We start from the raw sequence: 20,332 nt of genomic DNA, 5'->3' as shown, positions 1-20,332 counted from the left end.
GCGGGATTAATCCTTACGCACATCGATCAGCACCGGACAGTGCGCACGTTCAATGACCGACGCGCTGACGGAGCCTTTCAATAACCGGTTAAAAGAGGAGAGATGGCGACGCCCCATAATGATCATGCTGGCCTTGAGCTGCTGCGACTGGGCAACGATAGACTCTGCCGCGTCACCGGCCAGAATCATGCCTCGGGCCGTAATGCCGGCGCGCAGCAGCGGTGCCAGCGCATGGCGCACCACCAGCTCCGCAGTGTTCTGCTCATCCTGCGCGGCCACAAAATCGGCCGGATCTTCACCTGCGTCGATTTCCATCGGCTGATTGCAGGCGGAGTAGGCAGGATCTATACAGCACAGCACCACCACTTCCGCACGATGTGCCAGCGCTTCTTCAATGGTTAAGGCGACCACTTTCTCCGCTACCGGAGAGTGATCAATGGCCATCAGCAGGGTTTTCATCAGATGCTTATCCTTCTATCGCGGCAACTTTGCCGATTTCACGTACCAGTGCCTCTTTACACTTCAGCATCTCGTCACGAAAGCGGGCTTCGTGTCGCAGAAAACGTGCAGAGGGCACCAGCAAAGAGACAGAAAAACGACCAAACAGCGTATCCAGCGCAAACGCCATGGTAGAGACCCCTTCCAGCGTTTCACCCCGATCCACGGCAATGCCGGTTTCGCGAACCTCCCCGAGCAGCTGCAGCAACTGCGGCAGGGTTTTCACGGTCATATCCGTTAACTCCTGCCACTCATCGCCGACAATGGTTCGCACATCTTTGTCACACTCGAGCGCCAGCAGTGCCCGCCCCCCGGATGTGCTGTAAAGCGGCAGATTAAGTCCCATATGCGGAACGACACGAAGCTCACGCGATGCCACCACGTGATGAACAATCGCCAGCTGGCTGCCGCTGGCGCGTGCCAGTGAGACGGTTTCGTTGGTATCGGAGGAGAGTTTTTCCAGCAGCGGGCTGACCAGATCTACGACATCGGTATGGACGCTGGAGATGAGTTTCAGCAGTGCCGGCCCCAGCCGCAGTCCGCCCGCCCCGCTGCTGCGCACCAGCTCTGCGCTGTCGAGCGCGGCGACAATGCGCTGCACCGTTGAACGCGGCAGTTCGACCGCCTGCGCGATCTCGCCGAGGCTCATGCCGCCCGGCTGCTGGCCCAGCGCATTAAGAATTTTTGCCGCACGGGCGATGACCTGTATACCGCCCGTTTTTTCATCCTCGCGGCTGGAGGGGTGATGTGCCATAGCGTCGTCCTGTTTGAGCTGCCTTACTGTAACCCGATTGCCGCACTTTTTACAGCCTGTACCACATTGCAATACAGCATACCGGGATGTAATATTACCGGCTGTATCACATCGCAATACACTGCATCATAATAACGAGATCGCCTGCTATGAACGCCAGGTCCGCCGCTGTGCCGGCCCCCCACCCTTTTACGCTGCGTCTGGCGCTGGGTTTAGTCGGTGTCCTGATCGCCGCCCTGACCTCCGGACTGAACGATCGCGTCAGTGATATTGCGCTGGCCGATATTCGTGCCGCAATCGGTATCAGTGTCGATCAGGGTAGCTGGATTATTTCCGGTTATCAGGCGGCCGAAGTCGCTGCCATGATGATTGCGCCCTGGTTCGCCGTCACGCTGTCGCTGCGACGCTTCACGCTCGGCGTGTCAGCGGGATTTATGCTGACCGGCATTCTGCTGCCGCTGGTGCCTGACCCAACGCTGTTTATCAGCCTGCGCGTTCTGCAGGGACTTTTTGGCGGCGCATTACCGCCAATGCTGATGACGGTTGCCCTGCGCTTTCTGCCGCCCCCGTTTAAACTCTTTGGCCTGGCAGGTTATGCCCTGACCGCGACGTTCGGTCCCAACATGGCGGCCTCGCTCGCCGCGTTGTGGACCGATCACGTCAGCTGGATGATGGTCTTCTGGCAGGTGGTGCCCGGCATGCTGATTGCCATGCTGCTGATCAGCCGCGGGATCCCGCAGGATCCACTGCGTCCCGAACGCTTTCAGCAGATCGATCTGTTCGGCATGGTGACCGGCTGCAGTGGGGTGGCGCTGCTGGTGCTGGTGCTGACCCAGGGGGAGCGCCTCGACTGGCTCAATTCGCCGCTGATTACCGGGATGCTGCTGACGGCTCTGCCGCTGCTGCTGGTCTTTCTGATTAACGAGTGGTTTCACCCGCTGCCGCTGTTTAAGCTGCAGATGCTCCGGCGGCCCAATCTGGCGCACGGCTTGCTGGGCCTGGCCTGCGTGCTGATCCTGGGACTGTCAGGTTCTGCCCTGCCCTCCGCCTATTTCGCTCAGGTCAGCGGATTTCGCACCCTGGAGTTTGCCCCGCTGGCGCTGACGGTCGGCCTGCCGCAGCTGCTGATCGCGCCGCTGATTGCCGCCCTGCTGAATATTCGCCGGGTCGACTGCCGCTGGATGCTGACAGCGGGCGTTGGTCTGCTGGTGGTTGCCTGTCTGCTGGGGACACAGATCACCAGCGACTGGGCGCGACAGAATTTCTGGCTGCTGCAGATCCTGCAGGCGTTCGGACAACCCATGATCATTCTGCCGATTCTGATGAGCGCCACCAGCGTCGTGGCGCCACCCGAAGGCCCCTTTGCCTCGGCGATGTTTAATACGGTGCGCGGCTTTTCCAGCATCGCAGCCTCCACACTGGTTGAAGTATTCCTGACTCACCGCGAGCAGTTTCACTCCAGCGTGCTGATTGACCAGGCGGCCAGCCGCAGCTGGCTGATGACCGCCCCGACTGCCGCTCAGGCCAGCAGCAGCCTGCCGCTGTTGCCTGACGGCAGCATCAGTACCAGCGCGAATCTGAGTGGATTCGCCACCCTGGTGCGGCATCAGGCAACGGTGCTGGGCCTGAGCGACAGCTGGCTGATGCTGACAGGCTTTGCCGCCTGCCTGCTGGTGCTGACCGCCATCCTGCCAAAACGGGTCTGGCCGCCGCAGACTCTGATTCAACCCCCTTCCCGGAATAACTGAATATGCGTGCTTTTGAAATGAAAAGAACCCTGCTGCTGACTCTGCTGCTGGTGATTTTGCTGGTCATGGCCTTTGTCGTCTGGTCACTGATGAACGGCAACGATCACCGCACCAACGATGCTTACATCAATGCCGATTACACGCTGGTGGCGCCGAAAGTCCCGGGCTATATCAGCAGCGTGCAGGTTCAGGATAATCAGCAGGTTAAAGCAGGCCAGCTGCTGGCCACGCTGGACGATCGTGACTATCGCGTGGCGCTGGAGAGCGCCACCGCTGACCTGCAGGTGAGCCAGGCGAAGCTGCTCAGCAGTCAGGCGCAGCTTGAACAGCAGCAGTCCGTGATCGATCAGCAAAAAGCCAGCGTAGCGGCCAGTCAGGCGTCAGCACAGTATGCCGGTCAGAGCGCGGAACGCTACAACCGCCTCTACAAGAGCGGCACCGTTGCAGCCGACGATCAGCAAAAAGCGAGCTCAACTCAGCGCTCAGCCCTGGCGGCGGTTCACCAGAGTCAGGCCGCGCTGGCGTCAGCCGTTAAACAGGTGGGGGTACTCCAGGCAGCGGTGCGGTCGGCGGAAGCGGATGTGGCTGCCGCGAAGGCCAGCGTCGATCAGGCCCGGCTGAATCTCTCCTACACGCGTATTGTCGCCCCGGTGGACGGCATGGTCGGTCAGCGTGCGGTGCGGACAGGCGCCTATGTCTCCGCCGGAACCCGTCTGCTGGCGGTGGTCCCGCTGCAGCAAACCTATGTGACCGCGAACTATCTTGAGACGCAGCTCAGCGATGTGCGTCCCGGTCAGCGGGTGCAGATTCGGGTAGATGCCCTGCCTGGCAGGACGTTCACCGGCCATGTGGACAGCATTGCACCGGCAACCGGCGCAACTTTTTCCGCTATCTCTCCCGATAACGCTACCGGCAACTACACTAAAGTGGTTCAGCGTTTGCCGGTCAAAATTGTGCTGGATAGTGACCAACCTAATCTGGCCCAGTTGCGTGTCGGCATGTCTGCGATCCCGGACATCGACGTACCGTAATATTGTGAGCAATATCTCAGAACGGACCTATTTCATTTGGGCAGGATTACGCGTAAATTAGCGCTCGATCCTGTTCTGAGTTATTCAGATCGACCCGGACAAGAGAAGACCCTGCCGCTTATGGCGCTCTCTTTTCCACATCTGTTCGCGTTGCACTGGTTTGGGATCGCCATCATCGTAACCGCTCAGAGGAGTTGCTTTGTGAAATATGCCTTGATGGGAATTTCTTTTTTCGCATTACTTTGGTTCGGAACCTTCGTTCTGCTGCTGAAGTAACGGCGTGACAGTGCCGCCAGAGGGCGACGTTAACGTCGCCCTTGCTGGCTGTCAGCGTTCTTCTTCCTGCAGTTTCATGCTGCCCGGCAACACGCCGTCGGCACGAAACATCGCTTTTATCCCCCGCACCGCCTGACGTATGCGATCGCTGTTTTCAATCAGCGCAAAACGCACGTGCGTATCACCGTAGTCGCCAAATCCGATACCAGGTGAGACACAGACTTTTGCCTCCTGCAGCAGATGTTTGGCAAATTCCAGCGATCCCAGATGCGCATAGTGGTCCGGAATTTTTGCCCAGACGTACATAGACGCTTTCGGATTCTCCACCATCCAGCCCGCTTCATGCAGGCCTTTTACCAGCACATCGCGACGGCGTTTGTACTGCTCGGCGATGTCGCGCACGCACTGCTGATCGCCCTCCAGCGCAGCAATCGCCGCCACCTGGAGCGGTGTGAACGTGCCGTAGTCGTGGTAGCTTTTGATACGCGCCAGTGCGGCAACCAGCTCTTTGTTGCCCACCATGAAACCGATGCGCCAGCCTGCCATGTTGTAGCTTTTCGACAGGGTAAAGAATTCCACGGCGACATCACGCGCCCCCGGCACCTGCATGATTGACGGCGCTTTCCAGCCGTCGTAAACGATGTCGGCGTAGGCCAGATCGTGGATCACCAGCACGTTGTACTGTTTCGCCAGCGCAATGACCCGTTCGAAAAAGTCGAGTTCCACACACTGGGCGGTGGGGTTGGACGGGAAGCCGAGGATCATCATTTTTGGCTTGGGATAACTCTCGCGGATGGCGCGTTCCAGCTCGTTGAAGAAGTCAACGCCCGCCACCAGCGGCACTGACCGCACCTGCGCACCCGCAATCACCGCGCCGTAGATATGAATCGGATAGCTGGGGTTCGGCACCAGCACGGTGTCGCCGTGGTCCAGCGTTGCCAGCATCAGATGCGCCAGCCCCTCTTTAGAACCGATAGTGACAATCGCCTCCGATTCCGGATCGATTTCGACCTGGTAGCGATCGGCGTACCAGCGGGAAATGGCCCGGCGCAGACGCGGAATGCCGCGGGAAGTCGAGTAACCGTGTGTGTCATCACGCTGTGCCACCTGGCAGAGCTTTTCGACGATGTGCGGTGGGGTCGGACCATCGGGATTGCCCATTGAAAAGTCGATGATATCTTCGCCGCGCCGGCGCGCAGCCATCTTCAGTTCAGCGGTGATATTAAAAACGTAAGGGGGTAAACGTTCAATACGCGAGAAACGACGGGGTGTGCTGTTATCAGCCATAGTGTCCTCTGGATTACGTAAGCGCCCGGACCGTCCGAGCGACGCGGGTCACTGCGGTGACCCGTTATGAACATAACGTGGTGAGGATCATTTTGTCGAGCATGGCAGAAAATATTTTTATTGCTGCGGATTCAGTCGTCCCAGCAGCCAGTCGTTCACCCAACAGCCGTTCAGCAGATAATTATCCCGCAGCGTCCCCTCCAGCTGAAAACCGTTCTTCTCAAGAATACGGCGCGAGGCCCAGTTACCTTCCACCACCAGCGCCTTAAGTTTATGGAAATCAGCCTCCAGTAAAAACTGGCACAGGGCCGCCAGCGCCTCGCTGCCAAATCCCTGACCGCAGTAGCGATGCAGCAGCATGTAGCCCACTTCTGCCTGCCGATGCGGCTCCCACTCCGGGCTACAGCCAAACAGGCCAATCGGCTCCCCGTTATCCCGCCGCCGCGCAACCAGACAGAGCATATGAAAGCTCCCGGGCTGCCAGGGTGCCAGACGCGACGTGAAACGCTGGCGGATATCCGCCTCATCAGGGATTTCACTCACCCAGGCCATGGTGTCGCGATCTTCATGGACGGCGCGAAACAGCTGCCAGTCTTCTGGCTGTAGTCGGGTGAGGGTTAAACGGGTGGTGACAAGTTGCATCTGCTGCTCCCGGGTAATGCGGTTTACCGGCGATCGCTGGCACGCGTTATCGCGCAACATAGCAAAACGGCCTTCCAGCGACCAGCGTTAACCGGCGGGAAAACTGTTCCCCTTTATTGCGCTCAGACTTTCCTCTTTTAGCTGCATTCCCTTAAAAATTGACCTGCAGCAGGAATGCCCGGCACGATTCACCAGGAGGCTGGCGGTTCGCGATCACATTTTTTATCATAGGGTCACTTTCCCTTGCCGACGAGCCGCCTGTGCCCTCCCACTTCACGATGTTGCTGGCCGTTTTTGACCGCGCCGCCCTGATGCTGATCTGCCTGTTTTTCCTGACGCGCACCCGTCCGTTTCGTCAGTTGCTGCAGAAAGATGAACATACCCGCGCAGAGAAGATAGCGGTCACCGCGATCTTCTCCCTGTTTGCCCTGTTCAGCACCTGGTCGGGGGTCAATGTGGATGGGTCGCTGCTGAACGTGCGGGTGATCGCCGTGATGGCGGGCGGCATTCTGTTTGGTCCCTGGGTCGGCATCGCCACCGGCATCATCGCCGGCCTGCACCGCTTTCTGATCGATATCCACGGCGTGACCTCCGTTCCCTGTCTGATTACCAGCATCATTGCCGGTGTTGTGGCGGGTGGCATTAACCGGCGGGTCCTGAAAGAGCATCGCTGGCGTGCCGGTATCGTCGGCGGGATGCTGTGTGAAGCCCTGACGATGGTGCTGATTGTCTTGTGGGCGCGCCCCACATCGCTCGGCCTGGCGATAGTGTCCGAAATCGCCCTGCCGATGATCCTCGGCGCCTCCAGCATCGGCCTGATTGTGTTGCTGGTGCAGAGCGTTGAAGGGGAAAAAGAGGCGATTGCCGCGCGTCAGGCCAAGCTGGCGCTGGAGATCGCCAATAAAACGCTGCCGCTGTTTCGTCAGGTTAACAGCGACTCACTGCGCAACATCTGTGACATTATCCGGCGGGAAATCAAAGCCGATGCGGTGGCGATGACCGATAAAAAGCAGATTCTGGCCTATGTTGGCTATGGCGAACATAATTATCAGCACGGGGATGACGGTATCAGTCCTACCACCGCGCAGTCGATCGCCAGCGGTAAAATTATTATCAAAAACAATGATGAAGCCCATCGCACCAAAGACATTCACTCCATGATTGTGATTCCGCTGTGGGAAAAGGGCAAGGTCACCGGCACGCTGAAAATCTACTACCGTCGTGCGCATCGTATTACCGGCTCGCTGAAAGAGATGGCGATCGGTCTGTCACAGATTATCTCTACGCAGCTGGAGGTGTCGCGCGCCGAGCAGCTGCGCGAAATGGCCAATAAAGCGGAACTGCGCGCGCTGCAAAGCAAAATAAATCCCCATTTTCTGTTTAATGCCCTGAACGCGATCTCCTCCTCCATCCGGCTCAATCCCGATACCGCCCGCCAGCTGGTAATTAACCTATCGCGCTATCTGCGCTACAACCTGGAGCTGAACGACGATGAGCTAATCGACATCCGCAAAGAGCTGTGGCAGGTCAAAGATTACATTGCCATTGAACAGGCACGGTTTGGCGACAAGCTGACGATGATTTATGACGTCGATGAAGATCTGCACTTTCTGCTGCCCAGCCTGCTGATTCAGCCGCTGGTGGAGAATGCCATTGTGCACGGTATCCAGCCCTGTAAAGGCAAAGGCGTGGTGACGCTGAGCGTGCGGGATCAGGGCGACCAGGTGCGGATTTCGGTGCGGGATACCGGCAAGGGGATCAGCGAGGAGGTGATGGCCCGGGTGGCGCGCAACGACATGCCCGGCAATAAAATCGGCCTGCTCAACGTACATCACCGGGTGAAACTGCTGTCCGGTCAGGGATTGTGCATTGTGCGGCATGAGCCGGGCACGGAAATCTCTTTTACGCTCAGTAAAAACGGCCAGCGGCTGGCGGAGAATCTGTTATGAAAGCCATTATTGTGGAAGATGAATTCCTGGCGCAGCAGGAGCTGAGCTGGATGATCCAGCATCACAGCAAAATCGAAATTGAAGCCTGCTTTGATGACGGCCTCGACGTGCTGAAGTATCTGCAACAGCATCGGGTGGATGTGATCTTTCTCGACATCAACATTCCTTCACTGGATGGCATGCTGCTGGCGCAGAACATCCATCAGTTTGCCCACAAGCCGCTGATTGTTTTTATTACCGCCTGGAAAGAGCATGCGGTGGAGGCGTTTGAACTGGAGGCGTTTGACTACATTCTCAAGCCCTATCAGGAATCACGGATTGTCACCATGCTGAACAAGCTTGAAGCCACGGCACAGGCGCAGCAGGCGGTCAGCCACCTCAGTGCCACACCCGCCCCGCAGACGGTCAATCTGGTCAAAGATGAGCGCATCATCGTCACAGACGTGAATGATATTTACTACGTTGAGGCACATGAGAAGCTGACGTTCGTCTACACCCGGCGTGAATCCTATGTGATGTCGATGAACATTACCGAGTTCTGTTCCCGCCTGCCGGAGCAGCAGTTTTTCCGCTGCCATCGCTCTTACTGCGTCAGCCTGAACAAAATTCGCGAAATCGAACCCTGGTTTAACAATACCTATCTGCTGAAACTGCGCGATCTGGAGTTTCAGGTGCCGGTCAGTCGCAGCAAGGTCAAGCTGTTTCGACAGTTAATGCGGCTCTGACGCCGGGGAAAAGCGTGTCCGGGAAGGGAGTCGTAAAGCAGATAAGGCGTGCCTGAGCCCGCCCCGATCAAGCCGGGAATCCGCTCGTGCCCAGTCAGATGCCGTGCACGAGCGGAAGCCGAATCAGATTTCGCGACCCAGGGTCTGACGCAGATGCGCGCCCGCGCCCAGCAGGCCAGGCTGATCGTGCGTAATCATATAGACCGGGATGCTGGCCACATAGTCACGGAAACGCCCTTTGTCTTCGAAGGCGGCGCGGAACCCCGACGCCTTAAAGAACTCCAGGAAGCGAGGCACGATGCCCCCTGCTATGTAGACGCCCCCGAAGGTGCCGAGATTCAGCGCCAGATTGCCGCCAAAACGGCCCATGATGACGCAGAACATCGACAGCGCACGACGGCAGTCGGTGCAGCTGTCATCCAGCGCACGCTGGCTGACATCTTTCGGCTTCAGGTTCTCCGGCACGCGCTTGTCCACTTTAACAATCGCGCGATAGAGGTTAACCAGACCGGCACCCGACAAAACGCGCTCGGCGGAAACATGGCCGAGCTCTTCGCGCAGCACTTCCAGAATCTGATCTTCTTCTTCGCTGTTGGCCGCCAGATCGACATGGCCGCCCTCGCCCGGCAGGCTTACCCAGCGCTTGTCCACATGCACCAGATGGCTGACGCCTAACCCGGTTCCGGCACCATAAATCGCAATAGGTTTATCTTTTACCGGTTCAGTTCCGCCGAACTGAATCACGTTGTCAGCGGTCAGCATCGGGATCGCCATTGAGACTGCCGTGAAGTCGTTAATGATTTCCAGGTGTTCAAAACCGATGTTCTCTTTGAGCTTGCGCGTCGAAAACGCCCAGTCATGGTTGGTCATTTCAACCCAGTCATCGGTAATCGGGCAGGCAATGGCAATACAGCCATCTTTAACATCCTGCTGTTGTTCATCAAGATAGTGGCGGATGACAGCTTCGAGGCTGTCGTAGTCTGATGTTGAGAATGTTTTGGCCTGGGAGATGCTGCCGCTTTCCACCTCACACAGGGCGAGGCGCGCGTTAGTCCCGCCGACATCGCCGACCAAGGCATAGGTTGTCATTCTTCTGTTGCTCCGCTTGGGGTCTTAAGAGTTGGAGGACACTATAAAATTCTGCCCATAAAACAACAACGCTCACCGGTGCGATTGGTGAGCGTCTTACTCAGGTGTGCTACAGCCTAACCGCGATAGTCAACCCTGCACAGCGGCAACTATCTGAATCTTAGCCACCGTTGCGTTGATTCAGGCAGGCCGTGACTTTTCGTAACAGCGGCGGCAGATCGTCTTTCGGCATCACCACCTCAACCAGCGACAGCCATTGAGGCCGTGAGAGCCGCGCCATCACCTCGTTTAACTGCACCGTTTCACTGATGCGCCAGCTCTGCGCCTGGCCCTGCAGGCTGAAAGCGTGCGGTAAGGCGGTCCAGTTCCACTTTGCAATATCATTATAACGTTGAGTTGCACCGTGAATCGCTCTTTCGACGGTATAACCTTCATTATTCAGCAGAAAGATAATCAGCGACTGCTGGTCGCGCAGCATTGAGCCCAGTTCCTGAATGGTCAGCTGCGCCGAGCCGTCACCGATGATCAGGATAACCCGGCGATCCGGCGCGGCCGTCTGCGCGCCAAAGGCTGCCGGGAGAGTATAGCCGATCGAGCCCCACAATGGCTGCACCACCAGCTGTGCCTGTGAAGGCAGTCGCAGGGCCGCTGCACCAAAGGCTGCCGTTCCCTGTTCGGCCAGAATCAGGTCGCCGGGTTGCAGGAATGACTGCATGGCCTGCCAGAACGCCTGCTGACTGATGATCGCCGCTGGCGCTTCGGGCTGCGCGACGGTGGGCGTGTCGCCACTCTGCCACTGCTGCCCATATTGCGCGAACAGCGACTGGAGCTCGCTTAACGCATCGGCCATCGACAGCGGCGCAAACTGTTCCGAGCCTGCGCGGGCGCTGTGCGGCTGCAGGTCAATACATTTCTCCGGGGCGAACTGCTGCGTGAAGCCCGCGGTGATCGTATCGGTAAAACGGACGCCGACGCAGATCGCCACGTCCACCTGCTCAATCTGTTCACGCACCTGTCCGGCGCTCGCCTCACCGGCATAGGTGCCGACGTACCCCGGCTGCTGTTCATCCAGTACGCCTTTACCCATCAGCAGCGTGGCGCAGGGTATCGCACGCTGTTCACGCAGCGCGGCCAGTGCCGCCTGCTGCTGCCAGCGCAGCGCAAGGAAATCCGCCAGCAGTGACACGCGCTGCGCCGTAGCCAGCATCCGCTCCGCCGCAGCGCGGAAAGCACGGCGGACGTCGGGCGAAGAGGTTTGCCGGATAATCAGCGGCCGGGCGGGCGGCGGGACTTCCGTCGCCGCGACGTCAACCGCCAGCGAAAGATAACCCGGACGACGAGCCTGCAACGCATCGGTTATCACCCGGTCAATCTCAGCCGTGGCGTTGTCCGCGGTAAGCCGGGCGGTTGCGGCGCTGACCTCCCCGGCCATGCGAATGAAATGCTGAAAATCGCCATCGCCCAGCGAATGGTGAACGCAGTCACCCTGCGACTGTGCGCCTGTCGCAGGCGCACCCACGATGTGGATGACCGGCAGATATTCAGCATAGCTGCCTGCGACGCCGTTGATTGCGCTCAGCTCGCCGACACCAAAGGTGGTCAGTAGTGCCCCTGCGCCGTTGCAGCGCGCATAACCATCCGCCGCATAGGCTGCGTTAAGTTCATTGGCGCACCCCACCCAGCTGAGGGTGGGATGGGCAATGACCCGATCAAGAAACTGGAGGTTATAGTCGCCCGGCACACCAAACAGATGCTCTATACCAATCTCCTGCAGACGGCTTAGCAGGTAATCGCCAACGGTAAATGTAGACATCGCGCATTCCTTTCAGGGAAGAGTCGGCTTAAGTATCTGACAGCCGTTGAAATTAGCGAGATAAGGGGTGGCTTTCAGCCGCCGCAATGTGCGGAAAGCGGGCGTTACGCTGGCGGAATATTCTGTAAAATTGCGAACTGGTGCGCATTGCCACTAAGTGTAACCGTATACACTGATAGACTTTTGGCATATCTTCTCGTTTTTACTCAGGAGCGCTGAATGTCCTCTTTCCCCCATCCCGACCGTTATCAGCAGATGGAATACCGGCGCAGCGGCCGCAGCGGCATTAAGCTGCCCGCCATTTCGCTGGGGCTGTGGCATAACTTTGGTGACAGCACCCGCGTCGATAACAGCCGTGAACTGCTGCGCCATGCCTTTGACCGTGGCATTACGCACTTCGACTTAGCGAATAACTATGGTCCGCCGCCCGGCTCGGCAGAGGAGAACTTCGGCCGGCTTCTGCGGGAAGATTTTCGGGCCCACCGCGATGAGCTGATTATTTCCACTAAAGCGGGTTACACCATGTGGCAGGGGCCTTATGGCGACTGGGGATCGCGTAAGTATCTGGTCGCCAGTCTGGACCAGAGCCTGAAACGAATGGGACTGGAGTATGTAGATATTTTCTATCATCACCGCCCCGATCCGGACACCCCGCTGGAGGAGACGATGCGCGCGCTGGATCATGTGGTGCGTCAGGGCAAAGCGCTCTACGCCGCCCTCTCGAACTATCCGGCCGGGCTCGCGGCTGACGCGATAGCGATCCTGCGCGATCTCGGCACGCCCTGTCTGATCCACCAGCCGCGCTATTCGATGTTTGAACGCACACCGGAGCAGGGACTTATTCAGACGCTCGGCGAGGCGGGCGTCGGCTGTATCGCCTTTTCCCCGCTCGCGGGTGGCGTCCTCACCGATCGCTATCTGCAGGGCATCCCGGCCGATTCGCGTGTGGCCAGCGGCAGCCGCTTCCTGGATGAGAACCAGCTGACGGAGGAGAAAATGGCGCGGGTGCGCAGGCTGAATACCCTGGCGCAGCAGCGCGGGCAGAAGCTGGCGCAGATGGCGCTGGCGTGGGTGCTGCGCGATGAGCGCGTCACCTCGGTACTGATTGGTGCCAGTAAAACGGCGCAGATTGATGATGCCGTGGCGATGCTGGCCCGCCGTGAATTCAGCGACGACGAGCTGGCAGCCATTGACGCGGCCCTGATGTGATCCCTGCCCTGCCCGGTGCTCACCGGGCAGTTTCAGGGCCAGAATTGTCTCAATCCCCTTTCTCTCCCCAATTTCCTCACAATCTTCCGACACAATGATAGGGTAACAACAGCAATCCGCAGGCACAGACTGCGCCGCAACAGCATCAGACTGTTGATGAGGAGAAAAAAATGAAAAGAGCCCTGATATTTGCTGCCCTGCTGGCCCTGTTGTCGCCACTGGCACACCAGACCGCCCAGGCCTCTGGAGCCTCAATTACACTGGCCCCCGGCGTAACCCTGAACCTGGGTGACCGCGATCGCCGTGGCTACTACTGGGATGGCGGTCGCTGGCGTGAACCGCGCTGGTGGAACGATCGTTATTCTTATAATGAACGCCGCTGGTGGCGCCACGAAGAGTGGCGGCGTCATCAGCAGTGGGAGCGTGAACGTCGCTGGCATGAGCGCGACCGTGAGCGTCGCTGGGAACATCAGCATCGCCGCGATCGTGACTGGGATCATCATGACCGTCGTGGTCCGGGGCCGCATGGGTTCGGGCCTCACGGACCGGGCCCGCACGGCCACGACCGTCACTAAACAAAACGCCCGGCATAACCGGGCGTTTTTTATCTGTCGGGCGCGTTACAGTCCCAGCGCCTCTCCCACCAGCAAATAGAGGTTCAGCGTAATCACCAGCAGCACAATCAGGCGGCCGGTGTTCTGCATCAGGCGGGAGTTAACCATATCCTCCCCCATCAGCTCGCGATTGCCGGTAAAAGCCAGCAGCGGGATCAGCGCCAGTGCAATTCCGAAACTCAGCAGCACCTGACTCATCACCAGAACCCGGGTTGGGTCCCAGCCTGCCGCGATGACAATAAACGAGGGCAGCATGGTGATGGTGCGGCGTAACCAGAGCGGAATATGGAAGCGGATAAAGCCCTGCATCACCACCTGTCCCGCCAGGGTGCCCACCACGGTCGAGGATAATCCCGCGGCGACCAGACTCAGACCGAAGACCGTCGCCGCTGCCTGACCCAGCAGCGGTTGCAGCGTCAGGTAGGCCTGATCGAGTTCCGCAATTTTACTGTGACCGCTGAAGTGAAAGGCGGCTGCCGCAGTCGCCATCATCGCCAGATTGACGAATCCGGCAATCGTCATCGCAATGGCCACGTCCAGCTTGGTCGAGGAGTAACGCTGACTTTTGCTGTCCTCACTTTTACCCTGCGTCAGGGCAGAGTGCAGATAGATAACGTGCGGCATGATGGTGGCGCCCAGCACACCGGCCGCCAGGAAGACGGCATCGGATGTCGGCAGCGCGGGCAGTGCCATCCCGGTCACCAGCTCTTTAACGTCAGGCTGAGAGAAGAAGAGTTCGACGATATAGGCCGCCGCCACAAACAGCAGCAGCCCTCCTATCACCAGCTCCAGCGGCTTTTGCCCCCGGCTCTGCAGCATCAGGATCAGGAACGTGGCGACACCGGTCAGCACTGCGCCCTGCATCAGCGAGATGCCGAGCAGCAGTTTGAACCCCAGCGCGGCCCCGATAAACTCCGCCAGGTCGGTCGCCATCGCGATAATTTCTGCCTGCACCCAGTAGAACCAGACGGCGGGCCGGGGAAAACGATCGCGGATATGTTCAGCGAGGTTTTTACCGGTGGCGATACCCAGCTTGGCGGACATCAGCTGGATCAGCATGGCCATGACGTTTGCCCACACCACGACCCACAGCAGCTTATAGCCGTAAGCGGCGCCCGCCTGAATATTGGTCGCAAAGTTGCCCGGATCGATATAGCCGATAGCGGCGATAAAGGCGGGCCCCAGCAGTGCGAGTTTGACTTTTCTGACTCCGCGAGCGGCGCGCTCGGCGGTACGACTTTCAAACATATCCGGTACCCTGTCTGAACATGTGCCTGCCCCGGCAGCTTAGGGGTTGGCATGAGCAAGTGAAATTCGTTTATTGTTATCGGTGTAATAGATACTGCTATAAAGTATAGCCATTGCTATACATTACAGCAAAGGAAGTGACTGCTAAAAATGTGAGCAAGCATGTCACTTTACGCTCTGTGTAAAATATAGACAATAATTATGTGGTTATAAGAGGTAAATGATTTGTAAACAGGACGTGATCACGGAAACTTTTCTGGAAAATATAGCGATAGCGAATACTTATATTGTGGTTCAGATCTCGTTTTTAAGTAACGCGTTACATAGAATACGCAGCAAAATACAATCCTCCTCAAATTTGGAGCAACTATGTCCCATATTTTGCAGTTTATTTTAGCACTGGTGGTGGTCGGGATACTCTCCCTGCTGGTCAGTCACGATCGTAAAAGCATTCGCATCCGCTACATCATACAGCTACTAGTGATTGAAATAGTCCTCGCCTGGTTCTTCCTGAACTCAGAAGCGGGACTGGGCTTCGTCAAAGGTTTCGCAGGCTTCTTTGACCATCTGCTGAAGTATGCTGCCCAGGGAACCAACTTTGTCTTTGGCAACATGAACGACAAAGGTCTGGCCTTCTTCTTCCTGAACGTCCTCTGCCCTATCGTCTTTATCTCTGCGCTGATCGGCATTCTGCAGCATTTCCGTATCCTGCCGTGGGTGATTCGCGGTATCGGCACCGTGCTGTCGAAAGTGAACGGCATGGGAAAACTGGAATCTTTCAACGCCGTGAGTTCTCTGATTCTGGGACAGTCAGAAAACTTCATTGCCTATAAAGATATCCTCGGCAAAATGTCTAACCGCCGCATGTACACCATGGCAGCAACCGCGATGTCGACCGTCTCGATGTCTATCGTCGGTGCCTACATGACCATGCTGCAGCCAAAGTATGTGGTCGCGGCGCTGGTGCTCAACATGTTCAGCACCTTCATTGTGCTGTCGCTGATTAACCCTTATCGCGTTGAGAACGAAGAAGACCTCCAGTTGCAGGATCTGCACAAGGGTCAGAGCTTCTTTGAGATGCTGGGTGAATATATTCTGGCGGGGTTCCGCGTCGCGATTATCGTTGCGGCCATGCTGATTGGTTTTATCGCGCTGATTTCAGGCCTGAATGCGCTGTTTGACCTCATCTTCGGCGTCACCTTCCAGGGCGTGCTTGGCTTTGTCTTCTATCCGTTTGCGTGGATGATGGGTGTGCCGTCCGGTGAAGCGTTGCAGGTTGGCAGTATTATGGCGACCAAGCTGGTCTCCAATGAGTTTGTTGCCATGATGGATCTGCAGAAAATTGCGGGTCAGCTGTCGCCAAACTCAGAAGGTATCCTGTCGGTGTTCCTGGTGTCGTTTGCTAACTTCTCATCCATCGGCATCGTGGCCGGTGCGATTAAAGGCCTGAACGAAGAACAGGGCAACGTGGTCTCCCGCTTTGGCCTGAAGCTGCTGTACGGCTCTACGCTGGTCAGCGTGCTCTCCGCCGCTATCGCCGGGCTGGTGCTGGCGTTTTAAGTTTCAGAGGGCGAGCCGGTCTCGCCCTTCTCTTCTGCTTTACCCTTCTCTTCCCTGCATCGCTTTAACTTATCTCCTTCGCTCGCCTTCCGCCTGCCTGCTCAGGCCTGTCCTCTTTGTTTAACAGCCGTGCAGAGGCAGCAGCATGGCGTAAAACAACCCTGATGGCCGAAAGCGTTAACGATAGCAAAGCGGGAGAAACAGCAACAGAAAGTGAGACTCGCAGAAAAGGCGAAGAATACGTACTACAGAAAGGATGTTGACAGCGATGTGTCAGAAAATGGTGGAGATAAGCGGGATCGAACCGCTGACCTCTTGCATGCCATGCAAGCGCTCTCCCAGCTGAGCTATACCCCCACATCTGGAATCATTTTTCAGTACCAAACTTTTGGGAAGAAGTTTGGTGGAGCTAAGCGGGATCGAACCGCTGACCTCCTGCATGCCATGCAGGCGCTCTCCCAGCTGAGCTATAGCCCCGAACCGAAAAACTGTCGTGTTAAGCGACGGACGGCATAATATGAAACCGCCCCCGGGGTGTCAACGGCAAAATCACATTCTCGGTTTGATCGCTGAAAAAGGCGGCAACCTGCGAAGTTTCAGCAGCATGGCGCAGCGGAAAACCGTGACGCTGACCTCATACGGCGACAACGGCTGTTATTTACCCTGAGGTCAGGTTAATTCATGGTTAAATATGTTATAGGAATTTTCTTGTCTTCATCTTTTACGCATGCAAAACTTAGCCCGCTAATTTAGCGGATGCCGGGACCCTCTCCCGCGCGCCGCGCGTCCACCAGGCGTTTATCGTCCCATTATTCATAAAAAACTACTGAGATACTATGTCGCTGCATACACCTAAAGAAATCGCACAACTGGCGATCCAGGCAGGCGTGGCTAAAAGCCGTGTGCCTGTCAGCATCCTTCTGATTCTCGGCTTTTTGGCGGGCGCGTTTATCGCGACCGGCTTCCTGCTGGATCTTCATGTCATCAACTCCCTGCCTGCAGACTGGGGCTCCTTTGGCGGCCTGCTCGGCGCAGCCGTTTTCCCGGTCGGTTTGATTCTGACGGTACTGGCCGGTGGTGAGCTGCTGACCGGTAATATGATGACCCTGCCTGTCGCCTGGTTCGCCCGCCGCATCAGCTTTATGAGCGTGGCGCGCAACTGGTTCTGGGTAACCCTGGCTAACTTCCTTGGCAGCGTGGCTGTCGCCTGGTTCTTTGGCCACATCCTGGGCATGACCGAAGGCGATTATCTGAAGAAGACCGTAGCCATCGCCTCGGCAAAAGTTCACGCCGATTTCCTGCACGCCTTTATTTCCGGCATCGGCTGCAACTGGCTGGTCTGCCTGGCGGTCTGGCTGGCGTTTGCCAGTAAAGATGTGGTGGGCAAAATCTTTGGCATGTGGTTCCCGATCATGGCGTTTGTGGCCATCGGCTTCCAGCACGTCGTCGCGAACATGTTCATTATTCCGGCCGCCATTTTTGCCGGTCAGCTGAGCTGGGCGGAATACTTCCCTAACTTCGTTGCCGTCTTCGCAGGTAATGCCGTTGGGGGCGCCGTCTTCGTCGGCCTGGCCTACTTCCTTGCCTTCCGTCCTGCCGCTGAACCTGCCAGCAACCCGCAATAATCCTCTTTTGCCTTTTGTCGAGCGACAAAAGGCAATTTCTGCTTCAGTTACTTTCACGCGTTAGGTTTTGCTGTAATATGTACCGCTAATGTATTTAACAGGGATAGCATCGTGAAAAAGGAATGGCTTACTCCCGAAGAGCTGGCTGCAGAAACGGGTTACAGTCGGCAAACGGTGAATAAATGGATTAAGCGTGAGAACTGGACGACGACACCGAAGCCCGGTGTGCAAGGCGGCAAAGCGCGTCTCATCCATATTGATGAGCGTGTGAAAAGTTTTATACAGTCTACCCGCAATCTCCACGAACCGGTGGCAACCTACGGTGCCGCAGCCAATTCGTTACCTGCGTTATTAATAAGTTCCGTCCAGCAAATGAGTCAGGAAGAGCAGGATCAGTTCACTGCGTTAATCTTACGTGAAGGGATAAAAGGCGTTCTGCAGCGACTGGGCATCAGCCAGGAGTAAAGAAACCGGAAGCGTGATGCTTCCGGCTGTGTGAATTAAGCCTGCGCTTCCCGCTCACTGATAAAGGCCAGAGCCTGCTCAATGCGCGCCACGCTGCGGCTGCGGCCAATCGCCTCCACGGTGACATCCAGACCCGGAGACTGACCAGCACCGGTCACCGCAACACGCAGCGGCATACCGACTTTGCCCATCCCGACTTCCAGCTCATCTGCCGTACTCTGAATAGCCTGATGCACGTTTTCAGCGTTCCACTCAGCAATTGCGGCCAGCTTATCGCGCACCACTTCCAGCGGCTGACGCGCCACCGGACGAAGATGTTTCTTCGCGGCATCCGCATCAAATTCGGTAAAGTCTTCATAGAAGTAGCGGCACGATTCCGCCATCTCTTTCAGCGTCTTGCAGCGTTCGCCCAGCAGACCCACCAGCTTCGCCAGTTCCGGGCCGGTGCGGGTATCAATGTTCTGCTGTTCAATATGCCACTGCAGATGGGTCGCCACATATTCAGGCGGCAGCGCGTTAATATAGTGATGGTTCAGCCACTGCAGTTTCTCAGTATTGAACGCACTGGCAGACTTGCTGACCGCATCCAGGGTAAACAGCTCGGTCATTTCAGCTACGCTGAAAATTTCCTGATCGCCGTGTGACCAGCCAAGACGCACCAGGTAGTTCAGCAGCGCTTCCGGCAGGTAGCCATCATCACGATACTGCATAACCCCTACCGCACCGTGACGTTTGGAGAGTTTTTTACCGTCATCGCCCAGGATCATCGAAACGTGCGCATAGACCGGAACCTGTGCACCAATCGCTTTAAGGATGTTGATCTGGCGTGGCGTGTTATTGATGTGGTCTTCACCGCGAATAACGTGGGTGATACCCATATCCCAGTCATCCACGACGACGCAGAAGTTGTAAGTTGGCGACCCGTCGGTACGACGGATGATCAGGTCATCCAGCTCCTGGTTGCTGAACTCAATCGGGCCACGGATCTGGTCGTCAAAGATGACCGAGCCTTCCTGCGGATTGCGGAAGCGCACGACGCAGGGCTCATCATCGGCATGATGTTCATGGCTGTCACGGCAGCGGCCGTCATAACGCGGCTTTTCATTATTGGCCATCTGCGCTTCACGCAGCGCTTCCAGACGCTCTTTAGAGCAGTAGCATTTATAGGCGGTGCCCGCTTCCAGCATTTCATCAATGACCGCGTTGTAGCGATCAAAACGTTTAGTCTGGTAGTAAGGGCCTTCATTCCAGTCGAGGCTCAGCCAGTTCATCCCATCCATGATGGCTTCAATGGCTTCCGGCGTGGAGCGCTCCAGATCGGTGTCTTCGATGCGCAGCACAAACTCGCCCTGGTTATGACGGGCAAAAAGCCAGGAGTAAAGTGCGGTACGAGCGCCACCGACATGTAAGTAGCCGGTCGGGCTGGGCGCGAAGCGTGTTTTGATTTTCATTGAGTATTGCCTTAGATGCGCGGGTTCGTTGTCTGGATGACAAAAAACAGGTTAGACGCGAAAAACAGTGGGCACATTCTAGCATCTGCCCATGAATCCTCAATGGATGCCAGCCGGTTGCCGGCCGTGAAAAGGCGCTTTTCTGCCAGTAAAACCAGCATATTGGCTAAAAGCGCGACAGGATGTTTAAAAATAAACCGAACGAACATTTATGTTTTAAAAAGCGTTGACTCAAAATCAACTATCCCTATAATGCGACTCCACACAGCGGGGGTGATTAGCTCAGTTGGTAGAGCATCTCCCTTACAAGGAGGGGGTCGGCGGTTCGAACCCGTCATCACCCACCAC

General features: G+C 57.0%; 18 protein-coding genes and 3 tRNA genes. 11 read left to right on the top strand and 10 right to left on the bottom strand.

Going from position 1 to position 20,332, the window contains the following annotated elements:
- Window positions 1-6: 6 nt before the first annotated feature.
- Both HFD92_RS20950 and HFD92_RS20945 read right to left on the bottom strand, forming a co-directional pair.
- Window positions 7-459 carry a universal stress protein gene (locus HFD92_RS20950; RefSeq protein WP_009088890.1) on the bottom strand — a complete coding sequence of 151 codons (453 nt, stop codon included), beginning with the start codon at window positions 457-459 and terminating at the stop codon, window positions 7-9.
- Window positions 460-466: 7 nt separating this feature from the next.
- Entirely contained in the window at window positions 467-1,252 is a 786-nt protein-coding gene (locus tag HFD92_RS20945; RefSeq protein ID WP_046102323.1) for an IclR family transcriptional regulator, read from the bottom strand.
- 149 nt (window positions 1,253-1,401) lie between these two features.
- Between HFD92_RS20945 and HFD92_RS20940 the strand changes: the two genes are divergently transcribed.
- The 3 genes from HFD92_RS20940 (at window position 1,402) to ypdK (ending at window position 4,307) form a co-directional block, all read left to right on the top strand.
- On the top strand, window positions 1,402-3,000 hold the full coding sequence (locus HFD92_RS20940) for an MFS transporter (protein WP_140922707.1): 1,599 nt from the start codon (window positions 1,402-1,404) through the stop codon (window positions 2,998-3,000).
- 2 nt (window positions 3,001-3,002) lie between these two features.
- Window positions 3,003-4,031 (top strand): HlyD family secretion protein, encoded by a 1,029-nt coding sequence (locus HFD92_RS20935; protein WP_167429635.1) that lies wholly within the window; start codon window positions 3,003-3,005, stop codon window positions 4,029-4,031.
- A gap of 201 nt (window positions 4,032-4,232) precedes the next feature.
- The gene (ypdK, locus tag HFD92_RS20930; protein WP_099257831.1) at window positions 4,233-4,307 is read left to right on the top strand and encodes a membrane protein YpdK; all 75 of its coding nucleotides are present in this window, start codon (window positions 4,233-4,235) and stop codon (window positions 4,305-4,307) included.
- Between the two features lie 51 nt (window positions 4,308-4,358).
- On the opposite strand, the gene alaC is transcribed toward ypdK, so the two are convergent.
- The gene (gene alaC, locus HFD92_RS20925; protein ID WP_009088884.1) at window positions 4,359-5,594 is read right to left on the bottom strand and encodes an alanine transaminase; all 1,236 of its coding nucleotides are present in this window, start codon (window positions 5,592-5,594) and stop codon (window positions 4,359-4,361) included.
- 117 nt (window positions 5,595-5,711) lie between these two features.
- Window positions 5,712-6,236 carry a GNAT family N-acetyltransferase gene (locus HFD92_RS20920; protein WP_033736493.1) on the bottom strand — a complete coding sequence of 175 codons (525 nt, stop codon included), beginning with the start codon at window positions 6,234-6,236 and terminating at the stop codon, window positions 5,712-5,714.
- 278 nt (window positions 6,237-6,514) lie between these two features.
- Between HFD92_RS20920 and HFD92_RS20915 the strand changes: the two genes are divergently transcribed.
- On the top strand, window positions 6,515-8,185 hold the full coding sequence (locus HFD92_RS20915) for a sensor histidine kinase (RefSeq protein WP_009088882.1): 1,671 nt from the start codon (window positions 6,515-6,517) through the stop codon (window positions 8,183-8,185).
- Window positions 8,182-8,910, top strand: a complete 729-nt coding sequence (locus HFD92_RS20910; protein WP_009088880.1) for a LytTR family DNA-binding domain-containing protein — start codon at window positions 8,182-8,184, stop codon at window positions 8,908-8,910. Before HFD92_RS20915 ends, HFD92_RS20910 begins: the two co-directional genes overlap by 4 nt.
- A 123-nt stretch (window positions 8,911-9,033) precedes the next feature.
- On the opposite strand, the gene glk is transcribed toward HFD92_RS20910, so the two are convergent.
- Together glk and ipdC are read right to left on the bottom strand one after the other, a co-directional pair.
- On the bottom strand, window positions 9,034-9,999 hold the full coding sequence (gene glk / locus HFD92_RS20905; protein ID WP_009088878.1) for a glucokinase: 966 nt from the start codon (window positions 9,997-9,999) through the stop codon (window positions 9,034-9,036).
- 160 nt (window positions 10,000-10,159) lie between these two features.
- Window positions 10,160-11,812 carry an indolepyruvate decarboxylase gene (gene ipdC / locus HFD92_RS20900; protein ID WP_167429634.1) on the bottom strand — a complete coding sequence of 551 codons (1,653 nt, stop codon included), beginning with the start codon at window positions 11,810-11,812 and terminating at the stop codon, window positions 10,160-10,162.
- 219 nt (window positions 11,813-12,031) lie between these two features.
- Here ipdC and mgrA point away from each other — a divergent pair, with 219 nt between their 5' ends.
- The gene (mgrA, locus tag HFD92_RS20895) at window positions 12,032-13,021 is read left to right on the top strand and encodes an L-glyceraldehyde 3-phosphate reductase (RefSeq protein WP_150028918.1); all 990 of its coding nucleotides are present in this window, start codon (window positions 12,032-12,034) and stop codon (window positions 13,019-13,021) included.
- Window positions 13,022-13,191: 170 nt separating this feature from the next.
- Window positions 13,192-13,596, top strand: coding sequence for a DUF2502 domain-containing protein (locus HFD92_RS20890; protein ID WP_009088875.1), 405 nt, complete (start codon window positions 13,192-13,194; stop codon window positions 13,594-13,596).
- Between the two features lie 45 nt (window positions 13,597-13,641).
- On the opposite strand, the gene HFD92_RS20885 is transcribed toward HFD92_RS20890, so the two are convergent.
- On the bottom strand, window positions 13,642-14,883 hold the full coding sequence (locus tag HFD92_RS20885; protein WP_009088870.1) for an Nramp family divalent metal transporter: 1,242 nt from the start codon (window positions 14,881-14,883) through the stop codon (window positions 13,642-13,644).
- Window positions 14,884-15,252: 369 nt separating this feature from the next.
- Between HFD92_RS20885 and HFD92_RS20880 the strand changes: the two genes are divergently transcribed.
- Window positions 15,253-16,443 carry a NupC/NupG family nucleoside CNT transporter gene (locus HFD92_RS20880; RefSeq protein WP_009088868.1) on the top strand — a complete coding sequence of 397 codons (1,191 nt, stop codon included), beginning with the start codon at window positions 15,253-15,255 and terminating at the stop codon, window positions 16,441-16,443.
- A 281-nt stretch (window positions 16,444-16,724) separates the two neighbouring features.
- On the opposite strand, the gene HFD92_RS20875 is transcribed toward HFD92_RS20880, so the two are convergent.
- Window positions 16,725-16,800, bottom strand: a tRNA-Ala gene (locus HFD92_RS20875).
- A 44-nt stretch (window positions 16,801-16,844) separates the two neighbouring features.
- Window positions 16,845-16,920 (bottom strand) — tRNA-Ala (locus HFD92_RS20870).
- A 359-nt stretch (window positions 16,921-17,279) separates the two neighbouring features.
- Between HFD92_RS20870 and HFD92_RS20865 the strand changes: the two genes are divergently transcribed.
- Window positions 17,280-18,068 carry a formate/nitrite transporter family protein gene (locus tag HFD92_RS20865; RefSeq protein WP_009088865.1) on the top strand — a complete coding sequence of 263 codons (789 nt, stop codon included), beginning with the start codon at window positions 17,280-17,282 and terminating at the stop codon, window positions 18,066-18,068.
- 111 nt (window positions 18,069-18,179) lie between these two features.
- A complete protein-coding gene (locus HFD92_RS20860) occupies window positions 18,180-18,533 on the top strand; it encodes a YfeC-like transcriptional regulator (RefSeq protein ID WP_009088863.1) in 354 nt (117 codons plus the stop codon).
- A gap of 35 nt (window positions 18,534-18,568) precedes the next feature.
- On the opposite strand, the gene gltX is transcribed toward HFD92_RS20860, so the two are convergent.
- Entirely contained in the window at window positions 18,569-19,984 is a 1,416-nt protein-coding gene (gene gltX / locus HFD92_RS20855) for a glutamate--tRNA ligase (RefSeq protein WP_009088861.1), read from the bottom strand.
- A 271-nt stretch (window positions 19,985-20,255) separates the two neighbouring features.
- Here gltX and HFD92_RS20850 point away from each other — a divergent pair.
- A tRNA-Val gene (locus tag HFD92_RS20850) sits at window positions 20,256-20,331 on the top strand.
- Window position 20,332 lies beyond the last annotated feature (1 nt).

The organism is Pantoea sp. EKM101V, from assembly GCF_011800325.1.
Lineage (GTDB): Bacteria > Pseudomonadota > Gammaproteobacteria > Enterobacterales > Enterobacteriaceae > Pantoea > Pantoea anthophila.
Note: the sequence above shows the minus strand (reverse complement) of the source record. Positions and strands in the feature narration are given on the sequence as shown.

Excerpts from the sequence above, each read along its gene's own strand:
- mgrA (WP_150028918.1), top strand. The coding sequence starts at position 12,032 with ATGTCCTCTTTCCCCCATCCCGACCGTTATCAGCAGATGGAATACCGG.
- HFD92_RS20935 (WP_167429635.1), top strand. The coding sequence starts at position 3,003 with ATGCGTGCTTTTGAAATGAAAAGAACCCTGCTGCTGACTCTGCTGCTG.
- HFD92_RS20865 (WP_009088865.1), top strand. The coding sequence starts at position 17,280 with ATGTCGCTGCATACACCTAAAGAAATCGCACAACTGGCGATCCAGGCA.
- HFD92_RS20950 (WP_009088890.1), bottom strand. The coding sequence starts at position 459 with ATGAAAACCCTGCTGATGGCCATTGATCACTCTCCGGTAGCGGAGAAA.
- HFD92_RS20945 (WP_046102323.1), bottom strand. The coding sequence starts at position 1,252 with ATGGCACATCACCCCTCCAGCCGCGAGGATGAAAAAACGGGCGGTATA.
- HFD92_RS20885 (WP_009088870.1), bottom strand. The coding sequence starts at position 14,883 with ATGTTTGAAAGTCGTACCGCCGAGCGCGCCGCTCGCGGAGTCAGAAAA.
- HFD92_RS20940 (WP_140922707.1), top strand. The coding sequence starts at position 1,402 with ATGAACGCCAGGTCCGCCGCTGTGCCGGCCCCCCACCCTTTTACGCTG.
- gltX (WP_009088861.1), bottom strand. The coding sequence starts at position 19,984 with ATGAAAATCAAAACACGCTTCGCGCCCAGCCCGACCGGCTACTTACAT.
- HFD92_RS20915 (WP_009088882.1), top strand. The coding sequence starts at position 6,515 with ATGTTGCTGGCCGTTTTTGACCGCGCCGCCCTGATGCTGATCTGCCTG.
- alaC (WP_009088884.1), bottom strand. The coding sequence starts at position 5,594 with ATGGCTGATAACAGCACACCCCGTCGTTTCTCGCGTATTGAACGTTTA.
- HFD92_RS20910 (WP_009088880.1), top strand. The coding sequence starts at position 8,182 with ATGAAAGCCATTATTGTGGAAGATGAATTCCTGGCGCAGCAGGAGCTG.
- ipdC (WP_167429634.1), bottom strand. The coding sequence starts at position 11,812 with ATGTCTACATTTACCGTTGGCGATTACCTGCTAAGCCGTCTGCAGGAG.
- HFD92_RS20880 (WP_009088868.1), top strand. The coding sequence starts at position 15,253 with ATGTCCCATATTTTGCAGTTTATTTTAGCACTGGTGGTGGTCGGGATA.
- glk (WP_009088878.1), bottom strand. The coding sequence starts at position 9,999 with ATGACAACCTATGCCTTGGTCGGCGATGTCGGCGGGACTAACGCGCGC.
- HFD92_RS20920 (WP_033736493.1), bottom strand. The coding sequence starts at position 6,236 with ATGCAACTTGTCACCACCCGTTTAACCCTCACCCGACTACAGCCAGAA.
- HFD92_RS20890 (WP_009088875.1), top strand. The coding sequence starts at position 13,192 with ATGAAAAGAGCCCTGATATTTGCTGCCCTGCTGGCCCTGTTGTCGCCA.